Source organism: Archangium sp. (genome assembly GCF_036388035.1).
Taxonomy (GTDB): domain Bacteria; phylum Myxococcota; class Myxococcia; order Myxococcales; family Myxococcaceae; genus Archangium.
The window spans coordinates 1-17,889 of the sequence record NZ_DASVSO010000773.1; the positions used below are offsets into that span (position 1 = coordinate 1).

Consider the following 17,889-nt stretch of genomic DNA (forward strand, 5'->3'; position numbering starts at 1 on the left):
AGCTGCGCGCGCTGCAGTCCCGCTACGCGTGGTTCCAGTACCGCCCGAGTGTCCTCCGGGGGCCGGAACGGGTGGGGGTGACGGTGGGGGCCTTGGATGCCCTCATCAAGGAGGCATGCCCTCGGCCGGCCGGCTGGAGGGCATTCTTGTGCGGCAATCCCGACCTGGTGCTATCCCTGAGGAAGAAGCTCTTCCTCGCCGGACTGGCGCTCAAGGACATCCATGCGGATGCGTTCCTGCCGAGCGCTCCGCCGCCGCAGGCAGGGGCGGGAGTGACGGTTCGTGCATCTGACGCTTCACGCTGACTATTCGCTGCGCGTGCTGCTGTACCTGGCGGCCAACCCGGGTCGGGTCATCTCCACCGCCGAGGTGAGCGAGGCCTACGGCATCTCCAAGCACCACCTCGTCCGGGTGGTGCAGGGGCTGGGCCGCCACGGCTTCGTGGAGGTGCGGCCGGGTCGCTCCGGAGGCGTCGTGCTGGCGCGCCCGCCCGCGGAGATCTCCGTGGGGCAGGTGGTGCGCCACATGGAGCCGGACTTCAACGTGGTGGAGTGCTTCGATCCGAAGACGAACACCTGCCCCATCGCCCCGGCCTGCGGGCTGATCGGCGTGCTCAACGAGGCGATGCGCGCCTTCCTGGCCACGCTGGACAAGTACACGCTGGAGGACCTCTTGCGCCGCAGCCCGCGCAAGCTGTCCAACTACTTCCTCAAGCCCGTGCCGGACGTCGAGGCGGGGTGAGGGGGGCGCCGTGACGTCGCACGTGCTGGAGCTCTTCCATCTGATCGCCGATCCGCCCTCGGCGGTGGCGCGCCGCTACGTCGTCGACTACGCGCTGGAGGACCGGGTGCGCTTCCGCAACGTCGCCTTCCCCGAGGCGGAGACGGCCTGGCGAGAATTGGGTGGACACACCACGCCCTCGCTGTGGGACGGCGAGCACCTGCACCAGGGCGCCGAGGCGGTCGTGGCGAGGCTGCAGGCGGTTGTCAACCTCGGCCGCGACGGCTAGCCGCGTCCCTCCTTGTGGTGGGAGAGCCGCCTTCACGCAACCTGTGCGTGAGCGCGCCTGCACCGTGCGCGTGGATGCAAGACGGGGCTAGCCATGGAATGCGGCTCGGTTATCTTGCCGCTCCCCATGCCGCTGACCCCCGCCGAACGCCAAGACAGGTTTCATGCGGCGTTCCTGGGACTCGCCATCGGAGATGCGCTCGGCTTTCCGCTGCGGGGCGTTCCGCCCGCGAGCCTGGTGCGCCTGCCGGGACTGGCGGAGGACTTCGCGCCGCGGCCTCGGGGGAAGTTCGCCAAGGGCCAGTTCTCCGACGACACGCAGCTGATGCTGGCGGCGGCCGAGAGCGTCATCCGCGAGAACAAGGTGGACGGGCGCAGCGCGGCGGCGCACCTGGCGTGGCTGTGGCAGGAGGGCATCATCCTCCAGCCGCCCAAGCCGCTCGCCGAGTCGCTGCAGAAGCTGGCGCAGGGCACGCCGTGGATGAGCGCGGGCGCGCCGCTGGGGGTGAAGTGTCCCTCGGTGCTGAGCCGCGCGGTGGTGGTGGGGCTCTTCGAGAGCAAGAGCCGGGTGCGCATCCGCCACGACGCGGGCGTGCTGACGGTGCTGACGCACAAGGATCCCACGTGCGCGGGCGCGGCGGCGGCCTTCGCCCAGGCGGTGGCGCTGGGGCTGACGCACGAGCAGCTGACGCCCGCGGAGTTCTGCGAGGAGCTGGCGCTGTCGGCGGCGGCCCATGACAAGGAGCTGGCCGAGGAGCTGCGGCACCTGCCCCGCCTGCTGACGTGGGACACGGCGCGAGCGCTGGCGCAGCTGCGCAAGGTGAGCGTGCCGCCCAGCCAGCTCCGGGGCGTGGACGGCCTGCCGCCGCACGTGGTGCCGGTGCTGCTCACGGCGCTGTACGCGACGCTGAAGACGCCGCACGACTTCCGGCAGGCGGTGGAGATGACGCTGCGCTGCGGGGGCGAGGCCGACGTGGCGGCGGCGTGCACGGGGGCCCTCCTGGGCGCGCACCTGGGCACGGCCGCCCTTCCGGCGCGGCTGCGCAAGAACGTGCTGTACGCGGACACGCTGCTGGACGCGGCGGATCGTCTCTTCCAGGCCCGGCAGGTGCGCGAGACCCTGGCCACCGCGCTCGCCCAGCAGCGCCGCCGCCGCTGAGGCGGTGAACCCGCTCCTGCCTGCTCGTCTGCTCTTCCAGGGCGGCGGAGTGGCACGCAGCGGGCACTGAGGGCAGGCGACCGGGCATCGCGATGTTCCGGGGGGCAGACTTCCCCCGGAATCATTCCGCTCCCACCTTCCGCGAGGAGAGCGGGACACGCCTGGGAGCTGCCCGGGCGGGCCCGCCGGATGCGCCGGAGGCGGAGACGTGGAACACGAATCGGAGCGTCTGGAGCGCAGGCAACTGGAGTCTTTGTCCACGGCGGAGCTCATCCGTCACGCCATCGAGGAGGCGAGGCTGCTGGCCCGGGCCGAGGTGCTCCATGCGAAGAAGGAGATGCAGGAGGAGCTGAAGGCGGCGCGCAGCTCGGGAGTCCTCCTGGGGGCGGGCGCCGTGCTGGGGTTGATGGCCCTGGCCGCGCTCCTCGTGACGGTGGGGCTGGCGCTGCCGATAGCGGAGTGGCTCGGGGTGCTGCTGGTGGGGGCGTTCCTGCTGCTGCTCTCGGGCGGCCTGGCGTTCGCGGGCATCAAGCGGCTGCCGAAGAAGCCCCTGCCCCACACCCAGGATCGGTTGAAGACGGACATCGCCCGCACCCGGGAGACACTGCAATGAGCGAGCAGGATCAGAAGGGCGGCGGGCACATCACCGCCAGCATGAGCGACCGAGAGAAGGTGGAGAAGACGGCGGACCGCCTGCGCGACGAGCTGCTCCTCACGCTCAAGGAGCTGGACCGGCGCCGCGAGCGCGCGCTCGACGTGCGCTACCAGGTGCGCCAGGCCCTCGAGCAGAACCGCGACGTGTTGGTGAAGGCGGGCGGCGTCGCGCTGGGGCTGCTCGTCGTGGGCATGGGCTACTCCTGGTGGCGGCAGCGTCACCGCGAGGAGCTGGTGTGGAAGCATCGCCGGCAGGCCCTGCGGCGCGCCTGGGAGCACCCGGACCGTCTGGCCACCCGTGTCGAGGAGCGTCCCCTCGGCTTCGAGCTCGGGCGGAAGCTCGTCTTCATCTTCGCCACCACGCTGGCCTCGGCCATGGCGAAGAGCGCCGTGAAGACGCTGGTGCCCGCCGAGGCCGGCCAGGCCTCCGAGGGCAAGAAGCGCGTCGGGTTGCGCATCAATCAGACGCCGGCCCACGCCTAGGGGCGATAAGAAGTATTGATGGCGAGAAAACCGCGTATGAAGCAGATTCATGCTCGCCATGGATCTGCTCTACGCGCGTGCCCAGATGGGGATGTCCCTCGCCTTCCACATCGTCTTCGCGGCCGCGGGCATTGCCCTGCCGCTGTTGATGGTGCTCAGCGACCTGAAGGCCCGGAGGACGGGGGACGCGGACTACGCGGTGCTCAGCCGCAAGCTGGCGAAGGGCACGGCCATCCTCTTCGCGGTGGGCGCGGTGAGCGGCACGGTGCTGTCCTTCGAGCTGGGGCTGCTGTGGCCCCACTTCATGGGGACATACGGTGAGGTGATAGGGCTGCCCTTCGCGCTGGAGGGCACGGCCTTCTTCACCGAGGCGGTGTTCCTCGGCATCTACCTGTATGGGCGGGAGCGGATACCCCCGGGGCTGCACCTCTTCTCGGGGGTGATGGTGGCGCTGAGTGGCGCGGCGAGCGCCTTCTTCGTCACGCTGGTGAACGTCTTCATGAACCAGCCCTCGGGCTTCACGCCCACGCCGGGCGGGCCGGTGGACGTGGACCCGGTGGCGGCGATGTTCAGCCCGGGTTGGCTGCACCAGACGGCGCACACGCTGCTCGCGTGCTACCAGGCGAGCGCCTTCGCCATGGCGGGCATCCACGCCTTCGTGCTGCTGCGCCACCCGGGGGCGGCCTTCCACCGCAAGGCGCTCTCCATCGCGCTGCCGCTGGCGTGCGTCACCGCGCTGCTGCAGCCGCTGGTGGGCGACCTATCCGCGAAGGAGGTGGCGCGGACCCAGCCGGTGAAGCTGGCGGCGGCCGAGGGCCTCTTCGAGACGCAGCGGGGCGCACCGCTGAGCGTGGGGGGGCTGCCGGACGTGGAGACGGGCACCACGCCGTACGCGCTGGAGATACCCAAGGGGCTGTCCATCCTGGCGTTCGCGGACCCGAACGCCGAGGTGAAGGGGCTGAACGACTTCCCGCGCGACGAGTGGCCGCCGGTGGCCAAGGTGCACCTGGCCTTCCAGGTGATGGTGGGGACGGGGAGCGCGATGGCGCTGCTGGCGGGGGTGACGCTCTTCCTGCGCTGGCGGCACAAGGCGTGGCCCGAGGGCCGGCGGGTGCTGGGGGGCTGGCTGCTGTGCGGGCCGCTCGGGGTGGTGGCGATGGAGGCGGGGTGGCTCGTCACCGAGTGGGGGCGCCAGCCGTGGATTGTGCGCGGGCTGATGCGCACGGCGGACGCGGCGACGCCGGTGCCGAACCTGGCGGTGCCCTTCTGGACGTTCACGCTCGTCTACCTCTTCCTGGGGGCGATGGTGACGTTCCTCCTGGTGCGGCAGGTGGCGGGCACGCTGCCGGGCCATGAGTCGGAGGAGGTGGCCCATGCCCACTGAGCCGTGGCTGCTGGGCGGCGCGCTGGTGGCCGCCTTCATCCTCTACGCGCTCTTCGGGGGCGCGGACTTCGGCGGCGGCGTGTGGGACCTGCTGGCCTCGGGGCCGCGCAAGGCGGAGCAGCGGGCGCTCATCGCCAAGGCGCTCGGGCCGGTGTGGGAGGTCAACCACGTCTGGCTCATCATCGGCGTCGTCATCCTCTTCTCCGCCTTCCCGCCGGCCTTCGCGGTGCTGTCGGTGGCGCTGCACGTGCCGCTGACGTTGCTGCTGCTGGGCATCGTCTTCCGGGGCACGGCCTTCACCTTCCGCACCTATGACGCGCGGGGCGACAAGGTGCAGCGGCGCTGGGGGCTCGTCTTCAGCGGGGCGAGCGTCCTGTCGCCCGCGCTGCTGGGCATGTGCGTGGGCGCGGTGGTGAGCGGTGACATCCAGGTCCGGGGCCGGGTGGTGGTGAGCGGCTTCTTCTCCCCCTGGCTGTCGCCCTTCGCGCTGGCGGTGGGGGCGCTGGCCCTGTGTCTCTTCGCCTTCCTGGCGGCGGTGTACCTCACGGCGGAGACGCGGGAGCACGCGCTCCAGGAGGACTTCCGGAGGCGGGCCCTGGGCGCGGGTGTGGCGGTGTTCCTGGCGGCCTTCGGCGTGCTGGTGCTGGCGCGCGAGGGGGCGCCTCGGGTGTGGGCGGGGCTGACGGGCTCGCCCTTCGCGCTGGGGCTGCACGCGGCGACGGCGGTGGCGGCGGTGCTCGCCTTCGGGCTGCTGCTCGCCCGGCGCTTCGGGCTGGCGCGCGTGGCGGCGGCGGCGCAGGTGGGACTCATCGTGGCCGGGTGGGCGGCCTCGCAGTACCCCTTCCTGGTGGTGCCGGACCTCACCCTCCAGGGCGCGGCGGCGCCCGAGGCCACCCGGCGGGCCCTGCTGGTGGCGCTCGCGGTGGGCGGGGCCCTCATCCTCCCCTCGCTGGTGTTCCTGCTGCGGGTGTTCCAGACGTCTCCGGCGCGGGAGTCCTCGGGCGTGAAGTGACGCGGGCCATGCTGGAGGAGCGGGGGCCGTGCTAGGAGTCGGGGATGACCAGCGGTCCTGGCCCACGCGTCGCCGCGTCGATTCCCTCGCTGCTGCTGCTGGCGTGGCCCATCATCATCTCGCGCTCCACGCAGGTGGTGGCGGGGCTCGCGGACTCGCTCATGGTGGCCCACCTCGGGGAGGCCTCCCTGGCCTCCGTCACCACGGGCGCCATGAATGCCATGCTGGTGTTCATCCTGCCCATGGGCACGGTGTTCATCGTCGCCACCTTCGCCTCCCAGTACTTCGGGAGCGGGGACGTGGCCGGCGCCCGGCGCTACGCCTTCTACGGCCTCCTCATCGCCGGGCTCGCCCAGCTGCTGTGTCTGGCCCTCATCCCCCTGCTGCCCGCGGGGCTCGAGCTGCTCGGCTACGCCCCCGAGGTGCGTGAGGGCGTGCGGGAGTACCTGCGCATCCGGCTGCTGGCCGGTTTCGTCGTCGTCGGCCTCGAGGCACTCGCCAACTACTACGCCGGGCTGGGCAACACCCGGCTGCCCATGGTGGCCAGCGTGGTGTCCATGGTGGTCAACGTCGTGGGCAACTGGCTGCTCATCGACGGCCACCTCGGGTTTCCCGCGCTCGGCGTCGCGGGCGCGGCCTGGGCGACGGTCGCCTCCTCGGGGATTGGCTTCCTCGGGCTGCTCGCGTGCTTCCTCTTCGAGAAGCGGGGACCGAGGCTGCCCCGCCTGTACGGGCACGAGCTCCTGCGCACGCTGCGCTTCGGCCTGCCCTCGGGCTTCAACTGGTTCTTCGAGTTCCTGGCCTTCACCTTCTTCGTCAACGTGGTGGCGGCGGGGCTGGGCACCACCGCGCTGGCGGCGCTGATGGCCGTCATGCAGCTCAACTCGGTGTCCTTCATGCCGTCGTTCGCCGTGGCGAGCGCGGGCGCCATCGTGGTGGGTCAGGCCATCGGCGCGAATGCGAAGGACGAGGTGCCGCACGCCGTGGGGCTCACCTTCCTCCTCGCGGGCGGCTGGCAGGCGGCGGTGGGGGTCTTGTTCCTGGTGGTGCCGGAGCGGGTCTTCGCGCCCTTCACGAGCGGAGAGCCCACGGGCGCGCTCCTCGCCATCGGCGCGCGGATGCTCCGCATCTCCGTGGGGTGGCAGCTCTTCGACGCCGCGGCCACCACCCTGGCCGAGGCCCTGCGCGCCGCGGGCGACACCGCCTTCACCCTCTGGATGCGGCTGCTCCTCGCCTGGTTGCTCTTCGTGCCCGGGGCGTGGATCAGCATCCGCCACTTCGGGGCCGGCGCGGAGGTGGCCATGCTCTGGCTGGTGGTGTGGATCGGGGCGCTCGCCCTGGCCCTGTTCCTGCGCTTCCGGGGTGGCGCCTGGCGACGCTTCAACCTGGTCGAGCCCTAGACGTGAGCGAGGCACCTTCGCGGGAGCTCGTGACGTACTTCGATCCGCAGCCGGCCCCAGACGAGGTGCCGGTGCGGCTCGCGAGTCCCTTCGCTCCGGGCGCCCCGCCGGCCCTGGCGCGCCGGGCCGCGGAGGCGTTGCAGCTGCGCCTGCGCCGTGGCGACCTCCCCGGTGGAGTCGACCTCGGCGCCCTCGATGCGCCGGGCGGCGGCAAGATGTTCGGGGTGCTGGTCGTCTCGGCCCCGGATGGCCGGGTGGGCTACCTGTGTGGGTTCTCGGGCATGCTCGGCGACCGCTGGTACGTCGAGGGGTTCGTGCCGCCGCTCTTCGACCCCGTCGTGCGCGATGCCTTCTGGCCCGCCGGTGAGGCCGATCTGCGCGCGCTCGCCGACCGCCATGCCGAGCTGGTCGGCGGTGCCGAGTCCGTGGCGCTGCGCGCGAGCCTCGCCGAGCTGACCGCGCGGCACCGCGTCGCCGCCGACGAGCTGCGGGCACACCACGATGCGAACCGCCGCCTCCGGCACGATGCGCGTCGGCACCTGACCGACGGGGCAGCGGGAGATGACGAGCGACGTGCGGCGCTCGCGCGGGAGAGCCGTGCGGACGCCGCCGAGCGCGGGCGGTTGGACGAGGCGCACCATCAGGAGCGAGAGGCCCTGGAGTCGGCCCTGCGCGCGCTCGATGCGCGTCGAGCGGAGCTGGAGCACCAGCGCGCCGGGCGTTCACGGCAGCTCTGGCAGCGGATGGCCGACAGCTACGTGCTGCTGAATGCGCGCGGTGAAGCGCGGACCCTGGGCGCGCTGTTCGCGAACGAGGCGCCTCCCGGTGGGGCAGGGGACTGCGCCGCGCCGAAGCTCCTCGGCCACGCCTACCGCCACGGGCTCGAGCCGCTGGCGCTCGCCGAGTTCTGGTGGGGCGCGCCGCCTCTCTCGGGCGGGCGGGACGCGGGCGCGTACTACCCCGCGTGTCAGCACAAGTGCGGCCGGGTCCTCCCGTACATGCTCGAGGGTCTCTCCGTCGAACCGCCGCTCCCGGGTGCGGTGCCACTCGCGGTGGAGGAGCTTCGGCTCGTGTATGAGGACCGGTGGCTGCTCGTCGTGGACAAGCCCCAGGGCCTGCTATCGGTTCCCGGCCGCCATGACCCGCGGCGCGACTCCGTGCTCGTCCGTCTCCAGCGGCGCTTCGCGGACGCAGCGGGGCTTCAAGTCGTCCACCTCCTGGAGCCCGAGGCCTCCGGGCTGCTGCTCGTCGCCAGGGACCCGGACACCTACGCGGCGCTCCAGCGGCAGTTCGCGCGGAGCGAGGCCGAAGAGCGTCAGGTCGCCTGGCTCGACGGCCATGTCGCCGGCGACCACGGTGTCGTCGAGCTGCCGCTGCGCGGCAAGCGGGCCCTCACCGAGTGGCGCGTCATGCAGCGGACCCACGCCCGGACGCGGGTGGCGCTCTGGCCCCGCACGGCTCGCCCCCACCAGCCTCGCGTCCATGCCGCGCACCCCCAGGGCCTGGGCGTCCCCATCGTCGGCGACCGGCTGCACGGCCGGGACGCCACGCGCCTGATGCTCCATGTGGAGGCCCTGGCCTTCCTCCATCCCCACACCGGCGCGCGCGTCGCGTTCGAGTCCCCCGCGCCGTTCTGAGGTCCATGCCCGCGCTTCTGACTCCGTGCGTCATGGCGTTTTTCCACTCGGGGTGCGGCACAAAATGCTTGGAGACCCATCCAGTAGGGCCGCGAGTTGGAGTAGCGTCCAGGGCTTCCCAGGCATCGGGGGGGGAGTCCTTTGACACCGCCCACATCCCTGAACCCAAGGAGCCCGGAGTACATGGCGAACCCCAAGTTCGAGACGCTGGTCGATATCTTTCTGCAGAGCACGGCCCAGTTCGGCCCCCGGAATCTCTTCGGTGAGAAGAAGAACGGGCAGTGGACGTGGATGACGTATGCCCGCTTCGGGCAGATGGTGGATGACCTGCGCGGTGGGCTGGCGCAGCTCGGCGTGATGCCGGGGGACCGCGTGGCGGTCATCTCCAACAACCGGCACGAGTGGGCCGCGGGCGCCTATGCCTGCTACACGCTGGGGGCCTCGTACGTCCCCATGTACGAGCAGCAGCAGGAGAAGGAGTGGCACTACATCCTCAATGACTGTGGCGCCAAGCTGGTGTTCGCCGCCACGGACTCCATCGCCACCAAGCTCAAGGGGCTCAAGGCGGATCTGCCCAAGCTGGAGCACATCATCCGCTTCACCGGCACCGAGAACGAGACGGACAGCATCGCCTGTCTGCTGCGCCGCGGCGCCGAGACGCCCGTCCCCGTCATCTCGCCCAAGCCCGCGGACCTGTGCAGCCTCATCTACACCTCGGGCACCACGGGCAACCCCAAGGGCGTGATGCTCAGCCACAGCAACATGGCGCGCAACGTGGCCGCCATCCACGAGACCTTCCCCATGGCCGCCGAGGACTGCTCCCTGGCGTTCCTGCCCTGGGCGCACGTCTTCGGGCAGACGGTGGAACTGCACGGCCTCTTCTCCATGGGTGCCTCCATGGGCATCGCCGAGGCGGTGGAGAAGATCATCGACAACCTCAACGAGGTGAAGCCCACGCTGCTCTTCTCGGTGCCGCGCATCTTCAACCGCATCTATGACGGGTTGCAGAAGCGCCTGGCCGCCGAGTCCCCCGTCAAGCGCATGCTCTTCATGCGGGGCCTCGAGGTGGCCAAGCAGCGCCGGGAGCTGGCGGACAAGAAGCAGAGCAGCGTGCTGGTGGACGTGCAGCATGCCTTCTTCGACAAGGTCGTCTTCTCCAAGGTGCGGGCGCGCTTCGGCGGCCGGATGAAGTACGCCTTCAGCGGCGGCGCGGCCATCTCGCGCGAGGTGGCGGAGTTCATCGACAACCTTGGCATCACCGTCTACGAGGGCTACGGCCTCACCGAGACGTCGCCCATCGCCACCGCCAACTACCCGGCCAACCGCAAGATTGGCTCGGTGGGCAAGGCCATCCCCGGCACGCGCGTGGAGATCGACACCAGCCAGACGGGCGATGCGAAGCAGGGGGAGATCGTGGTCCACGGCCACAACGTGATGATGGGCTACTACAACCTGCCCGACGAGAACGCGAAGGCCTTCACCGGCGACGGGGGCTACCGGACCGGCGACATGGGCTTCGTGGACGAGGACGGGTACCTGTGGATCACCGGCCGCATCAAGGAGCAGTACAAGCTGGAGAACGGCAAGTACGTGGTGCCGGTGCCCATCGAGCAGGCGCTGCAGCTCTCGCCCTTCATCACCAACGCGATGGTGCACGGGCAGAACAAGCCCTTCAACGTGGCCATCATCGTCCCGGACATGGATTCGCTGAAGAAGTGGGCGACGGAGAAGGGGCTGGACACCACCTCCATCCCCGAGCTGCTCAAGCGCGAAGAGGTGCAGCAGCTCTTCCGGGAGCAGATCACCGAGTACACCAAGAGCGTGAAGGGCTACGAGAAGCCGCAGCGCTTCCTGCTCACCAGCGAGGACTTCTCGGTGGGCAACGACATGCTGACGGCGTCGCTGAAGCTCAAGCGCCGCAGCGTGCTCAAGAAGTACAACGAGGCGGTGGAGGAGCTCTACCGCGAGGCCGAGAAGAGCGGCGAGACGCGCGCCGCCTGAGCCTCGTGAGTTGAACCCGTGGAACCCCCCTCTCCCACGCGGGAGAGGGGAGCGGCTCCGCGGGGCTACTTCGACGCGGGGGCAGCCACCTTGCCGTTCACCGGCCGGTACTTCATGCCCAGCTCGTTGAAGAGGAAGGCGTAGACGTCCACCTCCTCTTCAATCGACTCGGCCAGCGGGGTGCCCATGCCGTGGCCCATGTTGTTGGTGCGCAGCAGCACCGGGCGCTTGGAGCCCGTGGCCTCCTGCAGCCGGGCCACCATCTTGCGCGAGTGGAACGGGTCCACGCGCGGATCGTTCTCGCCCGAGGTGAAGAGCACCGAGGGGTACTTTACCCCGTCCTTCACCTGGTGGTAGGGCGAATAGGCATACATGGCCTGGAACTGCTCGGGGTTCTTCACCGTGCCGTACTCGGTGGTGTTGAACTGGCCGTTGGGCGTGAGCTCCACGCGCAGCATGTCGTAGATGCCCACGTGCGCGAGCACGGTGCGGTACATCTCCGGGTGCTGGGTGAGGGCCGCGCCCATGAGCAGGCCGCCGTTGCTGCCACCCTGGATGGCGAGGCGCTCGGGCTTCGTCCACTTCTTGTCCACCAGCAGCTTCGCGCAGGCGTAGAAGTCATTGAAGACGTTCTGCTTCTTCGTGAGCGAGCCGTTGGCGTGCCACTCCTCGCCGAACTCGGAGCCGCCGCGCAGGTTGGCGATGGCCACCACGCCGCCCTGCTCGATGAAGGCGAAGTTGAGCGGGTTGAGGCCCGGGGAGAGGGAGATGTTGAAGCCACCGTAGCCGGTGAGCAGGGTGGGGTTGTTGCCGTTGAGCTTCGTGCCGCGCGCGTGGAGGATGTTGAGCGGCACCTGGGTGCCGTCCTTGGACGTGCACATGACGCGGTCCACCACCACGTTGCGGGTGTCCACGGGCGAGGTGCGGCCCAGCGCCGTCTTCGCCAGCTTTCCGTCCTTGGCGCCGTATCGGTACACGGAGAGCGGCTCGGTGTAGCTGCTGTTGAAGAGGAGCACGTCGTCACCGCCCAGGGGCACCACGCCGCCCACGGAGGAGACGGGCGGGGTGGGCACCACGCCCAGGTCCTTGCCGTCCAGGCCCACCATGCGCATCTGCGAGGGGCCGCCGAGCTGCTCCTGCACGTAGAGGCGGGTGGCCGTGGGGCGGAAGCTCGCGATGGAGGCCTGGCCCTCGGGGACGAGCACGGTGGCCTTCTCCAGCGACGGCGTGGCGAGCGGAAGGCGCAGCACCTTGCCGCGCGGGGCGTCCTTGCGCGAGAGCGCGTAGAGCGCGCCGTCCTGCCCGAAGGTCGCGCTGGTGAGCTTGTCCTCGAACCTGGAGAGCTGCGTCCAGGTTCCCTGCGGCCCGCGCAGGTGGAGCGCGTACTCGCCGCCGTCGCCGTTGCCCAGGATGGCGAGCACGTGCGTGCCATCATCGGACGTCTTGAGCTGGTAGTTGGCGATGCGCGGGGCGTCCTTGCCCAGCTCGTAGGTGTCCTGGTCCGTCGGCGTGCCGAGCTTGTGGAAGTACACCTGCTGGAAGAAGTCGCGGTCCTCGGCCGGGCGCTCCTCGCCGCGCGGGTAGCGCGTGTAGAAGAAGCCCGAGCCGTCCCCGTTCCACGTGAGGCTGCCGCCCGCCGTGCCGCCGTTCACCCGGGGCACCACCTCGCCGGGCAGCGGCTTGCCGGTGGCCACGTCGTAGACGGTGACGTCACCGCTCTCCGTGCCGTTCTTCGACAGCGACACCGCCACCTTCTTGCCGTCCAGCGAGGGGACGAAGAAGTCGATGGTCGTCTTGCCGCTCGGGTCCACCTCCACCGGGTCCACCAGCACGCGCGCCTTGGAGGGATCCTCCAGCGAGGGCAGCACCACCAGCGTGGACTGCTGCCTGGGCGGCTGGAACTTCATCGCGAAGAAGACGCCGCCCTTCTGCACCATGGCGTAGTGGGCTGGCGACTTGTGGGTCATCAGCGTGGTGAGGCGGGCGCGGATGGCGTCGCGCGAGGGCTGCTTGTCGAGCACCGCGCGCATGTGCGCGGTCTGCCCGTCCACCCACTGGCGGACCTCGGCGTCGTCGATCTTCTTCTCGAGCCACTGGTACGGGTCGTCGACCTTCACGCCGTGGTAGGTGTCCACCACGGCCTTCTTCGCCGCGACGGGCGGCGGAGGCACGGCGCCCTTGGCACCGGCCAGTGACGTCAGCGGCAGCATCAGCGACAGCGCGGCGATGGCCGGCTTCAGGCTCTGTTGCACGGAGTCCCTCGTGTATCGGGTTGAGGGCTCGCAGCCTGCCACGCGTCACCGCCGTCCGCTCGTCCCGGCGCGTCAGTTCCACTTCTGGGACGCCTTCCCATTTCCGGACAGGGCTCACGGACCGCGGAGGCGGGCGGCGAGCTTCGCCAGCTCCCCGTGGTCCCCCGGACTGCCGGCGAGCGGCGGCAGGTCCGCCATGGCGTTGGTGGGGATGAGGTGCACGTGGGCGTGGGGCACCTCGTAGCCGAGGACGATCTCCACCACGCGCTGGCACCCGGTGCGCTCCTTGAGCAACCGCGCCACGGTGCGCACCGCCTGCATCAGCGCGCCATAGGCCTCGGGGTCCATGTCGAAGAGGTAGTCCACCGCCACCTTGGGGATGACGAGCGTGTGCCCGGGCTTCATCGGACGGATGTCCAGGAAGGCCAGGTGCCGGTCGTCCTCCCACACCTTGTGGCAGGGAATCTCGCCTCGGACGATCTTCGAGAAGATTGTATCTGCGGCCACGGTGCTGCCTCCGTTGAAGGAAGAGGCGGCAGGATAGCGACTGCCGCCGCGAAGGGCGCCGGGCTCGTGCGGAAAGTGCGGACCGCTGACAGTCAGGCGCGCCGAGGGGTGCGCTTCTTCGCGGCGGGCTTCTTCGCGGCAGCCGCTTTCTTCTTCTTCGCGGCGGGCTTCTTTTGGGCGGCGCGCAGGGAGGCCTCCACCGCGCGGCGGGCCCACGGCAGCAGCAGGTGGGCGTCGTCGCTCGCGTCCGGCGGAGGCGTCCAGTACGACATGGTGACGGGCTTGCGGCCCTTGCCCGCGTCGTAGACGAAGGGCTCGCCCCCCGCGGACTCGAAGGCGGGGCGCGAGGCGTCGTCCGTCTTCAGGTAGAGCCGGTCCTCGATGATCAGGCCGAACATCCGCCCGCCCAGGTACAGGCCCCAGCCGCCGAACATGGCGCGCGCCAGCACGGAGCCGAGGGGCTCGAGCAGTTCCAGCGTGTACTCCACGAAGCTGTCCATGCGCGCCATGTGTCCCTCCCGCTCACCTCATCATGGGGCCGGCGACGCGTCGGGGGCCACGCTCTTCTTCACCGGCGGAGGCGCGTTCGCCGCCACGGCCGTGCGCTCCAGCCGCAGGTCCAGCTCGCTGCGTGGCAGCCAGTGCCCGCGCACCATCACCCCGGCGACGTCTCGCGTGTGCTTCACGTCCTCCAGCGGGTTGGTGTCCAGCAGCAGCAGGTCCGCGCGCTTGCCCTCGGCCACCGTGCCCCAGGTGTCCGCTTCGCCGAGGTACTCCGCCGCGTTTCGCGTGGCCGCCTCCAGCACGCCGTACGTGGGCACTCCCGCCGCCGCCAGCGCCTCCATCTCCCGGTGCACCGCGAAGCCCGCCACCATGAAGAGCTGCGGCGAGTCCGAGCCCACCAGCAGCTTCGCCCCCGCTGCGTACAGCCCGCGTGTCACCTGCCGCCGCAGCTCGGCGAAGCGGCGCTTGCGCTCCGCTGGCGCCTCGGCCATCTGACGGTCGTTCGACACCATTTGCGTCCAGGCCTTCACCGCCGCTTGCGGCACGTAGCGCAGCTCCGGGCGCGCACGCAGCGGCTCCACGCCCTCGGGGCTCGTCACTGTCTCGAAGAGGGCCAGCGTGGGCGAGCTCCACACGCCCGCCTTCTTCGTGGCCTCCGCCAGCGCGGGGATGCGCGCCGGGTCCATCCGGTCCAGCGCGTCGCCCACCTCCACCTGGCCCACCTCGGCCCGCGCGGCGTCATTCTCCGGAAGCAGCTCGTTGAGGTAGCCGTCCAGGTGTTCGATCTGCTGTCCCGACTCCAGCGCGTGGGCGAGCCCCACCTCCGGCGTGACGTGGCCGCTCACCCGGAGGCCTTGCGCGCGGGCCTCGGCCATCATCACATCGTACGTCTCGCGGCCCAGATAGCCATGAGTCTTCAGCCCGTCATAGCCCGCCGCCTTGTACTCGCGCACCCGCTGGCGCGCCTGCTCCGGGCCCTGCACCGACTTGCCGTGGAGCGAGGGGCCCGCCACGTGCAGCGTGGGCCCGAGCACCTCGCCGCGCGCCACCCGGTCACGCACCTGGAGCGAGGTGTCCTTGGGGCCGCCCAGCGCCCGCGCCGAGGTGACGCCGTTGGCCAGCAGCAGCGCGAGCACCTGGCCCGCGGGGTCCTCGGGCTCGCCCACGCCCGGCACGAGGTGCAGGTGCATGTCCACCAACCCGGGCATGAGGTAGCGGCCCTGGCCCTCGACGCGCACCGCGCCCCACGGCACCGACGTGGAGTCCACCGGCCCCAGCGACACGATGCGACCTCCCCGCACCACCACCGTCTGGTGGGCGAGCAGGCGCTCGGAGTCCATGGGAACCACGTTCACGTCCACGAAGGCCACCGTGTCCCGGGACTCCGCGGAGGTGGGTGTCTCCGGAGCCGTCCGGCAGGCCGTCATCCAGAGTGCCAGGCCCACGGCCACCCACCGCGTCCCTCGAGTTTCTCGCCGCATGTCGTGTGCTCCCCCTCGCCCGGGGCTCCCGAGCGGGGCCGCCAACAGAATGGCTCGGCGGGTTGTTCCCGAAGCCAGCGGGCGAGCAGAGGGGGGAGGGAAGCAGGGGAAAAGAAATGGAATAGTGATGGGGCCTCCCGTCGTTTCCGCGCCGCCCACCCATGATCCTGCCCACGCTCTTCCTTCTCGCTTCCGCTCCGGCAGTCCCCCCCGCCCGCAACACGGTGGCGCCTGAAATGGGCGTCCCCTTCGCCTGTGGCCGTGTGTTCCCGGTGAGCCAAGGCCACGACACGGGCAGCCACCTGCAGAACGACACCTACGCCTGGGACTTCCGCATGCCCGTGGGCACGCCGGTCGTCTCCGCCCAGGACGGCGTGGTGCGCCTGGCCCGCGGCGACAGCAACCAGGGCGCCTGCGATCCGAAGATGGCGCAGTACGCCAACTACGTCGTCGTCGCCCACGACGGGGGCGTCGAGACCCAGTACCTGCACTTCAGCGCCGTGGTGGTGAAGCCCGGCGAGCAGGTGCGCAAGGGGCAGCTCCTGGGCTACTCGGGCAACACCGGCTGGTCCTGCGGCCCCCACCTGCACTTCAAGGTGGCCCGCACGGTGGGCTCGGGGTGGAACAACCCCTCCACGCCCGCCCTCATCGCCGGCTACGGCGACCCGGTGCGCGACACCCTCATCGCCGCGCCCGCGTGCGGCAGCAACCAGGACATGCCCGTCATGGCTACCAACGACGCGGCGCGTGGCCACGAGCCGCTCTCGCCCGTCAGCGCCCTGCCGCAGGAGGGTGAGCAGGCCGCGGGTGGCATCCCGCCCGGGGCGAAGTCCATCCTCGAGGGCGCGCGCAAGCGCGACGAGCGCGATTCGGACGGCGCCGGCGGCTCCCGTCAGGCCGTGCGGACCGAGTAGCGGCCGCGAGTCACGAAAGGCTACCCGGGAGGGCCCCGTGGTAGCCTGCGCCTCGGCGGTGAACTCCCCGACGAGGTGGCCATGCTGTTCTTCGACCTGGAGGCCTATGCGCCTCCGAGCGACCGTGCCACGAGCCTGAGCTCGCTCGTCGTCAATCCGGCGAGGCCGAGCCACCTGCTGCTCGGAGGCTGCTTCTTCAGCAAGCGCTTCGAGGACCCCATCCCGGAGACGCCGGAGGTCCAGGGCCTGTGGCTCTGGAACTTCGAGTCCGAGGCCGCGCTGCTCCGCGCCATCAAGGCGCGTTTCGAGCAGGAGTGGCAGCGGCAGCGGGACGAGGGGGTGCGCATTCTCGGCAAGCCGGCGAAGGATCTGGTCGTCTGTGGCGCGGGCATCGCCAAGTTCGACCTGCCGGCGCTCTACTGCCGCTCCCTCTTCAACGAGATCGCCGATCCGGCCGAGCTCTTCGAGGTCTTCTTCAAGGCCCGGCCGATCGACCTGGCCAACGAGGCGAGCTTCCTCTTCCCCGAGGAGCCCGTCCTCTACCCGAAGACGACGAAGGAGATGGCGGGGCGGCTCGGGCTGCGCGAGCTGAAGGGCTCGAGCAAGGGCGTGTGGGAGCGCTACGAGAGCCGCGACTACGCCGCCATCGAGCAGCGGACCGCGGAGGAGCTCCGGCTGGTGATGGAGCTCTACAAGCGGCTGCAGGCCCGGGTCGTCCGCTCGGGCCGGCACGGCTGAGTCGCCCCGCGTCGGGCGATCACTTGCAGACTCCCTGCCGGCACCGACCGGAGCTGCAATCCGCGTCGCTCCTGCACCCCACGCCCAGCTTGCAATCATAGCCGCTACCGCCGGACATTCCGTTCACCTTGAAGCCCTCCTTCGAGACCGACTCAGTGATGAGTACGTTGCCGGAGATGCCCGACTTGTCGTTCTTGAGCTCCACGACGTTCCAAGACACGGAAGGCACCCTGATAGCGAAGCGGCTAGATTCCCACTGAATGGCCTGCCTGATGGCATCGGCTACCTCGTCCGGATCGTCCGAGGAGTTGATGTCGATGGCAACGTTGCCTGGCTTCGTGATAGCGCCCGTGTTGAACTCGAAGGTCAGCGAGAGTTTGCCGTCACTGATGGTGAGTTCGTCGCCATCTTTGATGTCCTTGCCGGGCAGGGCGATGATGCTGCCAGTCGCGGGCTTTGGCTCCTTCCGCGCTGTGCATCCGGCACCGCAGGTGCCACACGACTCGCCGTTGCCGTCATCGCATACCTCGCCCCGAGTGAGGTTGACGATGCCATCACCGCAGCGTGCCAGCGTGCAGTCGATGTTGCAGCCCGCGGACTCTCCCGTGGCATCACACTCCTCGACGTGCGGGCTCTGCCTGTCGATGAACCCATCGCCGCAGAAGTTCATCTTGCACTGGACGCAATTGTCGTCGTTTTTGTTGTTGCCGTCGTCGCACTCTTCGTCCGCTTCGAGCTGACCGTTACCACAGCCT

The 17,889-nt window shown here is 70.3% G+C and carries 16 protein-coding genes and 2 pseudogenes; 13 read left to right on the forward strand and 5 right to left on the reverse strand.

The window, feature by feature from the left end:
• The 11 genes and pseudogenes from VF697_RS31775 to VF697_RS31825 all read left to right on the forward strand — a co-directional run.
• Positions 1-305 (forward strand): annotated as a pseudogene (locus VF697_RS31775) (ferredoxin reductase); the annotation flags it as partial.
• Entirely contained in the window at positions 283-741 is a 459-nt protein-coding gene (locus VF697_RS31780) for an Rrf2 family transcriptional regulator (protein WP_331100845.1), read from the forward strand. The pseudogene VF697_RS31775 and the gene VF697_RS31780, both read left to right, overlap by 23 nt.
• 10 nt (positions 742-751) lie before the next feature.
• Positions 752-1,009, forward strand: coding sequence for a hypothetical protein (locus VF697_RS31785; protein WP_331100847.1), 258 nt, complete (start codon positions 752-754; stop codon positions 1,007-1,009).
• A 126-nt stretch (positions 1,010-1,135) separates the two neighbouring features.
• Positions 1,136-2,167: an ADP-ribosylglycohydrolase family protein gene (locus VF697_RS31790; protein WP_331100849.1), complete on the forward strand. Its 1,032-nt coding sequence runs from the start codon at positions 1,136-1,138 to the stop codon at positions 2,165-2,167.
• Positions 2,168-2,375: 208 nt separating this feature from the next.
• Positions 2,376-2,780 carry a phage holin family protein gene (locus tag VF697_RS31795; RefSeq protein WP_331100851.1) on the forward strand — a complete coding sequence of 135 codons (405 nt, stop codon included), beginning with the start codon at positions 2,376-2,378 and terminating at the stop codon, positions 2,778-2,780.
• The gene (locus VF697_RS31800; RefSeq protein WP_331100853.1) at positions 2,777-3,304 is read left to right on the forward strand and encodes a hypothetical protein; all 528 of its coding nucleotides are present in this window, start codon (positions 2,777-2,779) and stop codon (positions 3,302-3,304) included. Before VF697_RS31795 ends, VF697_RS31800 begins: the two co-directional genes overlap by 4 nt.
• 49 nt (positions 3,305-3,353) lie before the next feature.
• Positions 3,354-4,688 (forward strand): cytochrome ubiquinol oxidase subunit I, encoded by a 1,335-nt coding sequence (locus tag VF697_RS31805; RefSeq protein ID WP_331100855.1) that lies wholly within the window; start codon positions 3,354-3,356, stop codon positions 4,686-4,688.
• Complete coding sequence (locus tag VF697_RS31810) at positions 4,678-5,700, forward strand: cytochrome d ubiquinol oxidase subunit II (RefSeq protein WP_331100857.1); 1,023 nt, start codon at positions 4,678-4,680, stop codon at positions 5,698-5,700. Before VF697_RS31805 ends, VF697_RS31810 begins: the two co-directional genes overlap by 11 nt.
• A 44-nt stretch (positions 5,701-5,744) precedes the next feature.
• Entirely contained in the window at positions 5,745-7,100 is a 1,356-nt protein-coding gene (locus tag VF697_RS31815; protein ID WP_331100858.1) for an MATE family efflux transporter, read from the forward strand.
• 215 nt (positions 7,101-7,315) lie between these two features.
• Positions 7,316-8,737, forward strand: coding sequence for an RluA family pseudouridine synthase (locus VF697_RS31820; RefSeq protein WP_414641365.1), 1,422 nt, complete (start codon positions 7,316-7,318; stop codon positions 8,735-8,737).
• Positions 8,738-8,920: 183 nt separating this feature from the next.
• The gene (locus VF697_RS31825) at positions 8,921-10,738 is read left to right on the forward strand and encodes a long-chain fatty acid--CoA ligase (RefSeq protein WP_331100860.1); all 1,818 of its coding nucleotides are present in this window, start codon (positions 8,921-8,923) and stop codon (positions 10,736-10,738) included.
• A gap of 65 nt (positions 10,739-10,803) precedes the next feature.
• On the opposite strand, the gene VF697_RS31830 is transcribed toward VF697_RS31825, so the two are convergent.
• The 4 genes from VF697_RS31830 to VF697_RS31845 form a co-directional block, all read right to left on the reverse strand.
• On the reverse strand, positions 10,804-12,948 hold the full coding sequence (locus VF697_RS31830; RefSeq protein ID WP_331100868.1) for a prolyl oligopeptidase family serine peptidase: 2,145 nt from the start codon (positions 12,946-12,948) through the stop codon (positions 10,804-10,806).
• Positions 12,949-13,104: 156 nt separating this feature from the next.
• Positions 13,105-13,497 carry an HIT family protein gene (locus tag VF697_RS31835; RefSeq protein ID WP_331100862.1) on the reverse strand — a complete coding sequence of 131 codons (393 nt, stop codon included), beginning with the start codon at positions 13,495-13,497 and terminating at the stop codon, positions 13,105-13,107.
• Positions 13,498-13,589: 92 nt separating this feature from the next.
• Positions 13,590-14,006 (reverse strand): TfoX/Sxy family protein, encoded by a 417-nt coding sequence (locus VF697_RS31840; RefSeq protein WP_331100864.1) that lies wholly within the window; start codon positions 14,004-14,006, stop codon positions 13,590-13,592.
• Between the two features lie 21 nt (positions 14,007-14,027).
• On the reverse strand, positions 14,028-15,482 hold the full coding sequence (locus tag VF697_RS31845) for an amidohydrolase family protein (protein WP_331100865.1): 1,455 nt from the start codon (positions 15,480-15,482) through the stop codon (positions 14,028-14,030).
• A 236-nt stretch (positions 15,483-15,718) separates the two neighbouring features.
• On the opposite strand from VF697_RS31845, the gene VF697_RS31850 reads away from it, so the two are divergent.
• On the forward strand, positions 15,719-16,396 hold the full coding sequence (locus VF697_RS31850; protein ID WP_331100866.1) for a M23 family metallopeptidase: 678 nt from the start codon (positions 15,719-15,721) through the stop codon (positions 16,394-16,396).
• Positions 16,397-16,477: 81 nt separating this feature from the next.
• Positions 16,478-17,134 carry a hypothetical protein gene (locus tag VF697_RS31855; protein WP_331100867.1) on the forward strand — a complete coding sequence of 219 codons (657 nt, stop codon included), beginning with the start codon at positions 16,478-16,480 and terminating at the stop codon, positions 17,132-17,134.
• A 19-nt stretch (positions 17,135-17,153) separates the two neighbouring features.
• Here VF697_RS31855 and VF697_RS31860 read toward each other — a convergent pair.
• Positions 17,154-17,889 (reverse strand): annotated as a pseudogene (locus VF697_RS31860) (hypothetical protein); the annotation flags it as partial.

Bases quoted from the DNA above. Each gene is read 5' to 3' on its own strand.
- VF697_RS31805 (WP_331100855.1), top strand. From the start codon at position 3,354: ATGCTCGCCATGGATCTGCTCTACGCGCGTGCCCAGATGGGGATGTCC.
- VF697_RS31830 (WP_331100868.1), bottom strand. From the start codon at position 12,948: ATGCTGCCGCTGACGTCACTGGCCGGTGCCAAGGGCGCCGTGCCTCCG.
- VF697_RS31815 (WP_331100858.1), top strand. From the start codon at position 5,745: ATGACCAGCGGTCCTGGCCCACGCGTCGCCGCGTCGATTCCCTCGCTG.
- VF697_RS31855 (WP_331100867.1), top strand. From the start codon at position 16,478: ATGCTGTTCTTCGACCTGGAGGCCTATGCGCCTCCGAGCGACCGTGCC.
- VF697_RS31810 (WP_331100857.1), top strand. From the start codon at position 4,678: ATGCCCACTGAGCCGTGGCTGCTGGGCGGCGCGCTGGTGGCCGCCTTC.
- VF697_RS31845 (WP_331100865.1), bottom strand. From the start codon at position 15,482: ATGCGGCGAGAAACTCGAGGGACGCGGTGGGTGGCCGTGGGCCTGGCA.
- VF697_RS31820 (WP_414641365.1), top strand. From the start codon at position 7,316: ATGTTCGGGGTGCTGGTCGTCTCGGCCCCGGATGGCCGGGTGGGCTAC.
- VF697_RS31850 (WP_331100866.1), top strand. From the start codon at position 15,719: ATGGGCGTCCCCTTCGCCTGTGGCCGTGTGTTCCCGGTGAGCCAAGGC.
- VF697_RS31790 (WP_331100849.1), top strand. From the start codon at position 1,136: ATGCCGCTGACCCCCGCCGAACGCCAAGACAGGTTTCATGCGGCGTTC.
- VF697_RS31825 (WP_331100860.1), top strand. From the start codon at position 8,921: ATGGCGAACCCCAAGTTCGAGACGCTGGTCGATATCTTTCTGCAGAGC.
- VF697_RS31800 (WP_331100853.1), top strand. From the start codon at position 2,777: ATGAGCGAGCAGGATCAGAAGGGCGGCGGGCACATCACCGCCAGCATG.
- VF697_RS31840 (WP_331100864.1), bottom strand. From the start codon at position 14,006: ATGGCGCGCATGGACAGCTTCGTGGAGTACACGCTGGAACTGCTCGAG.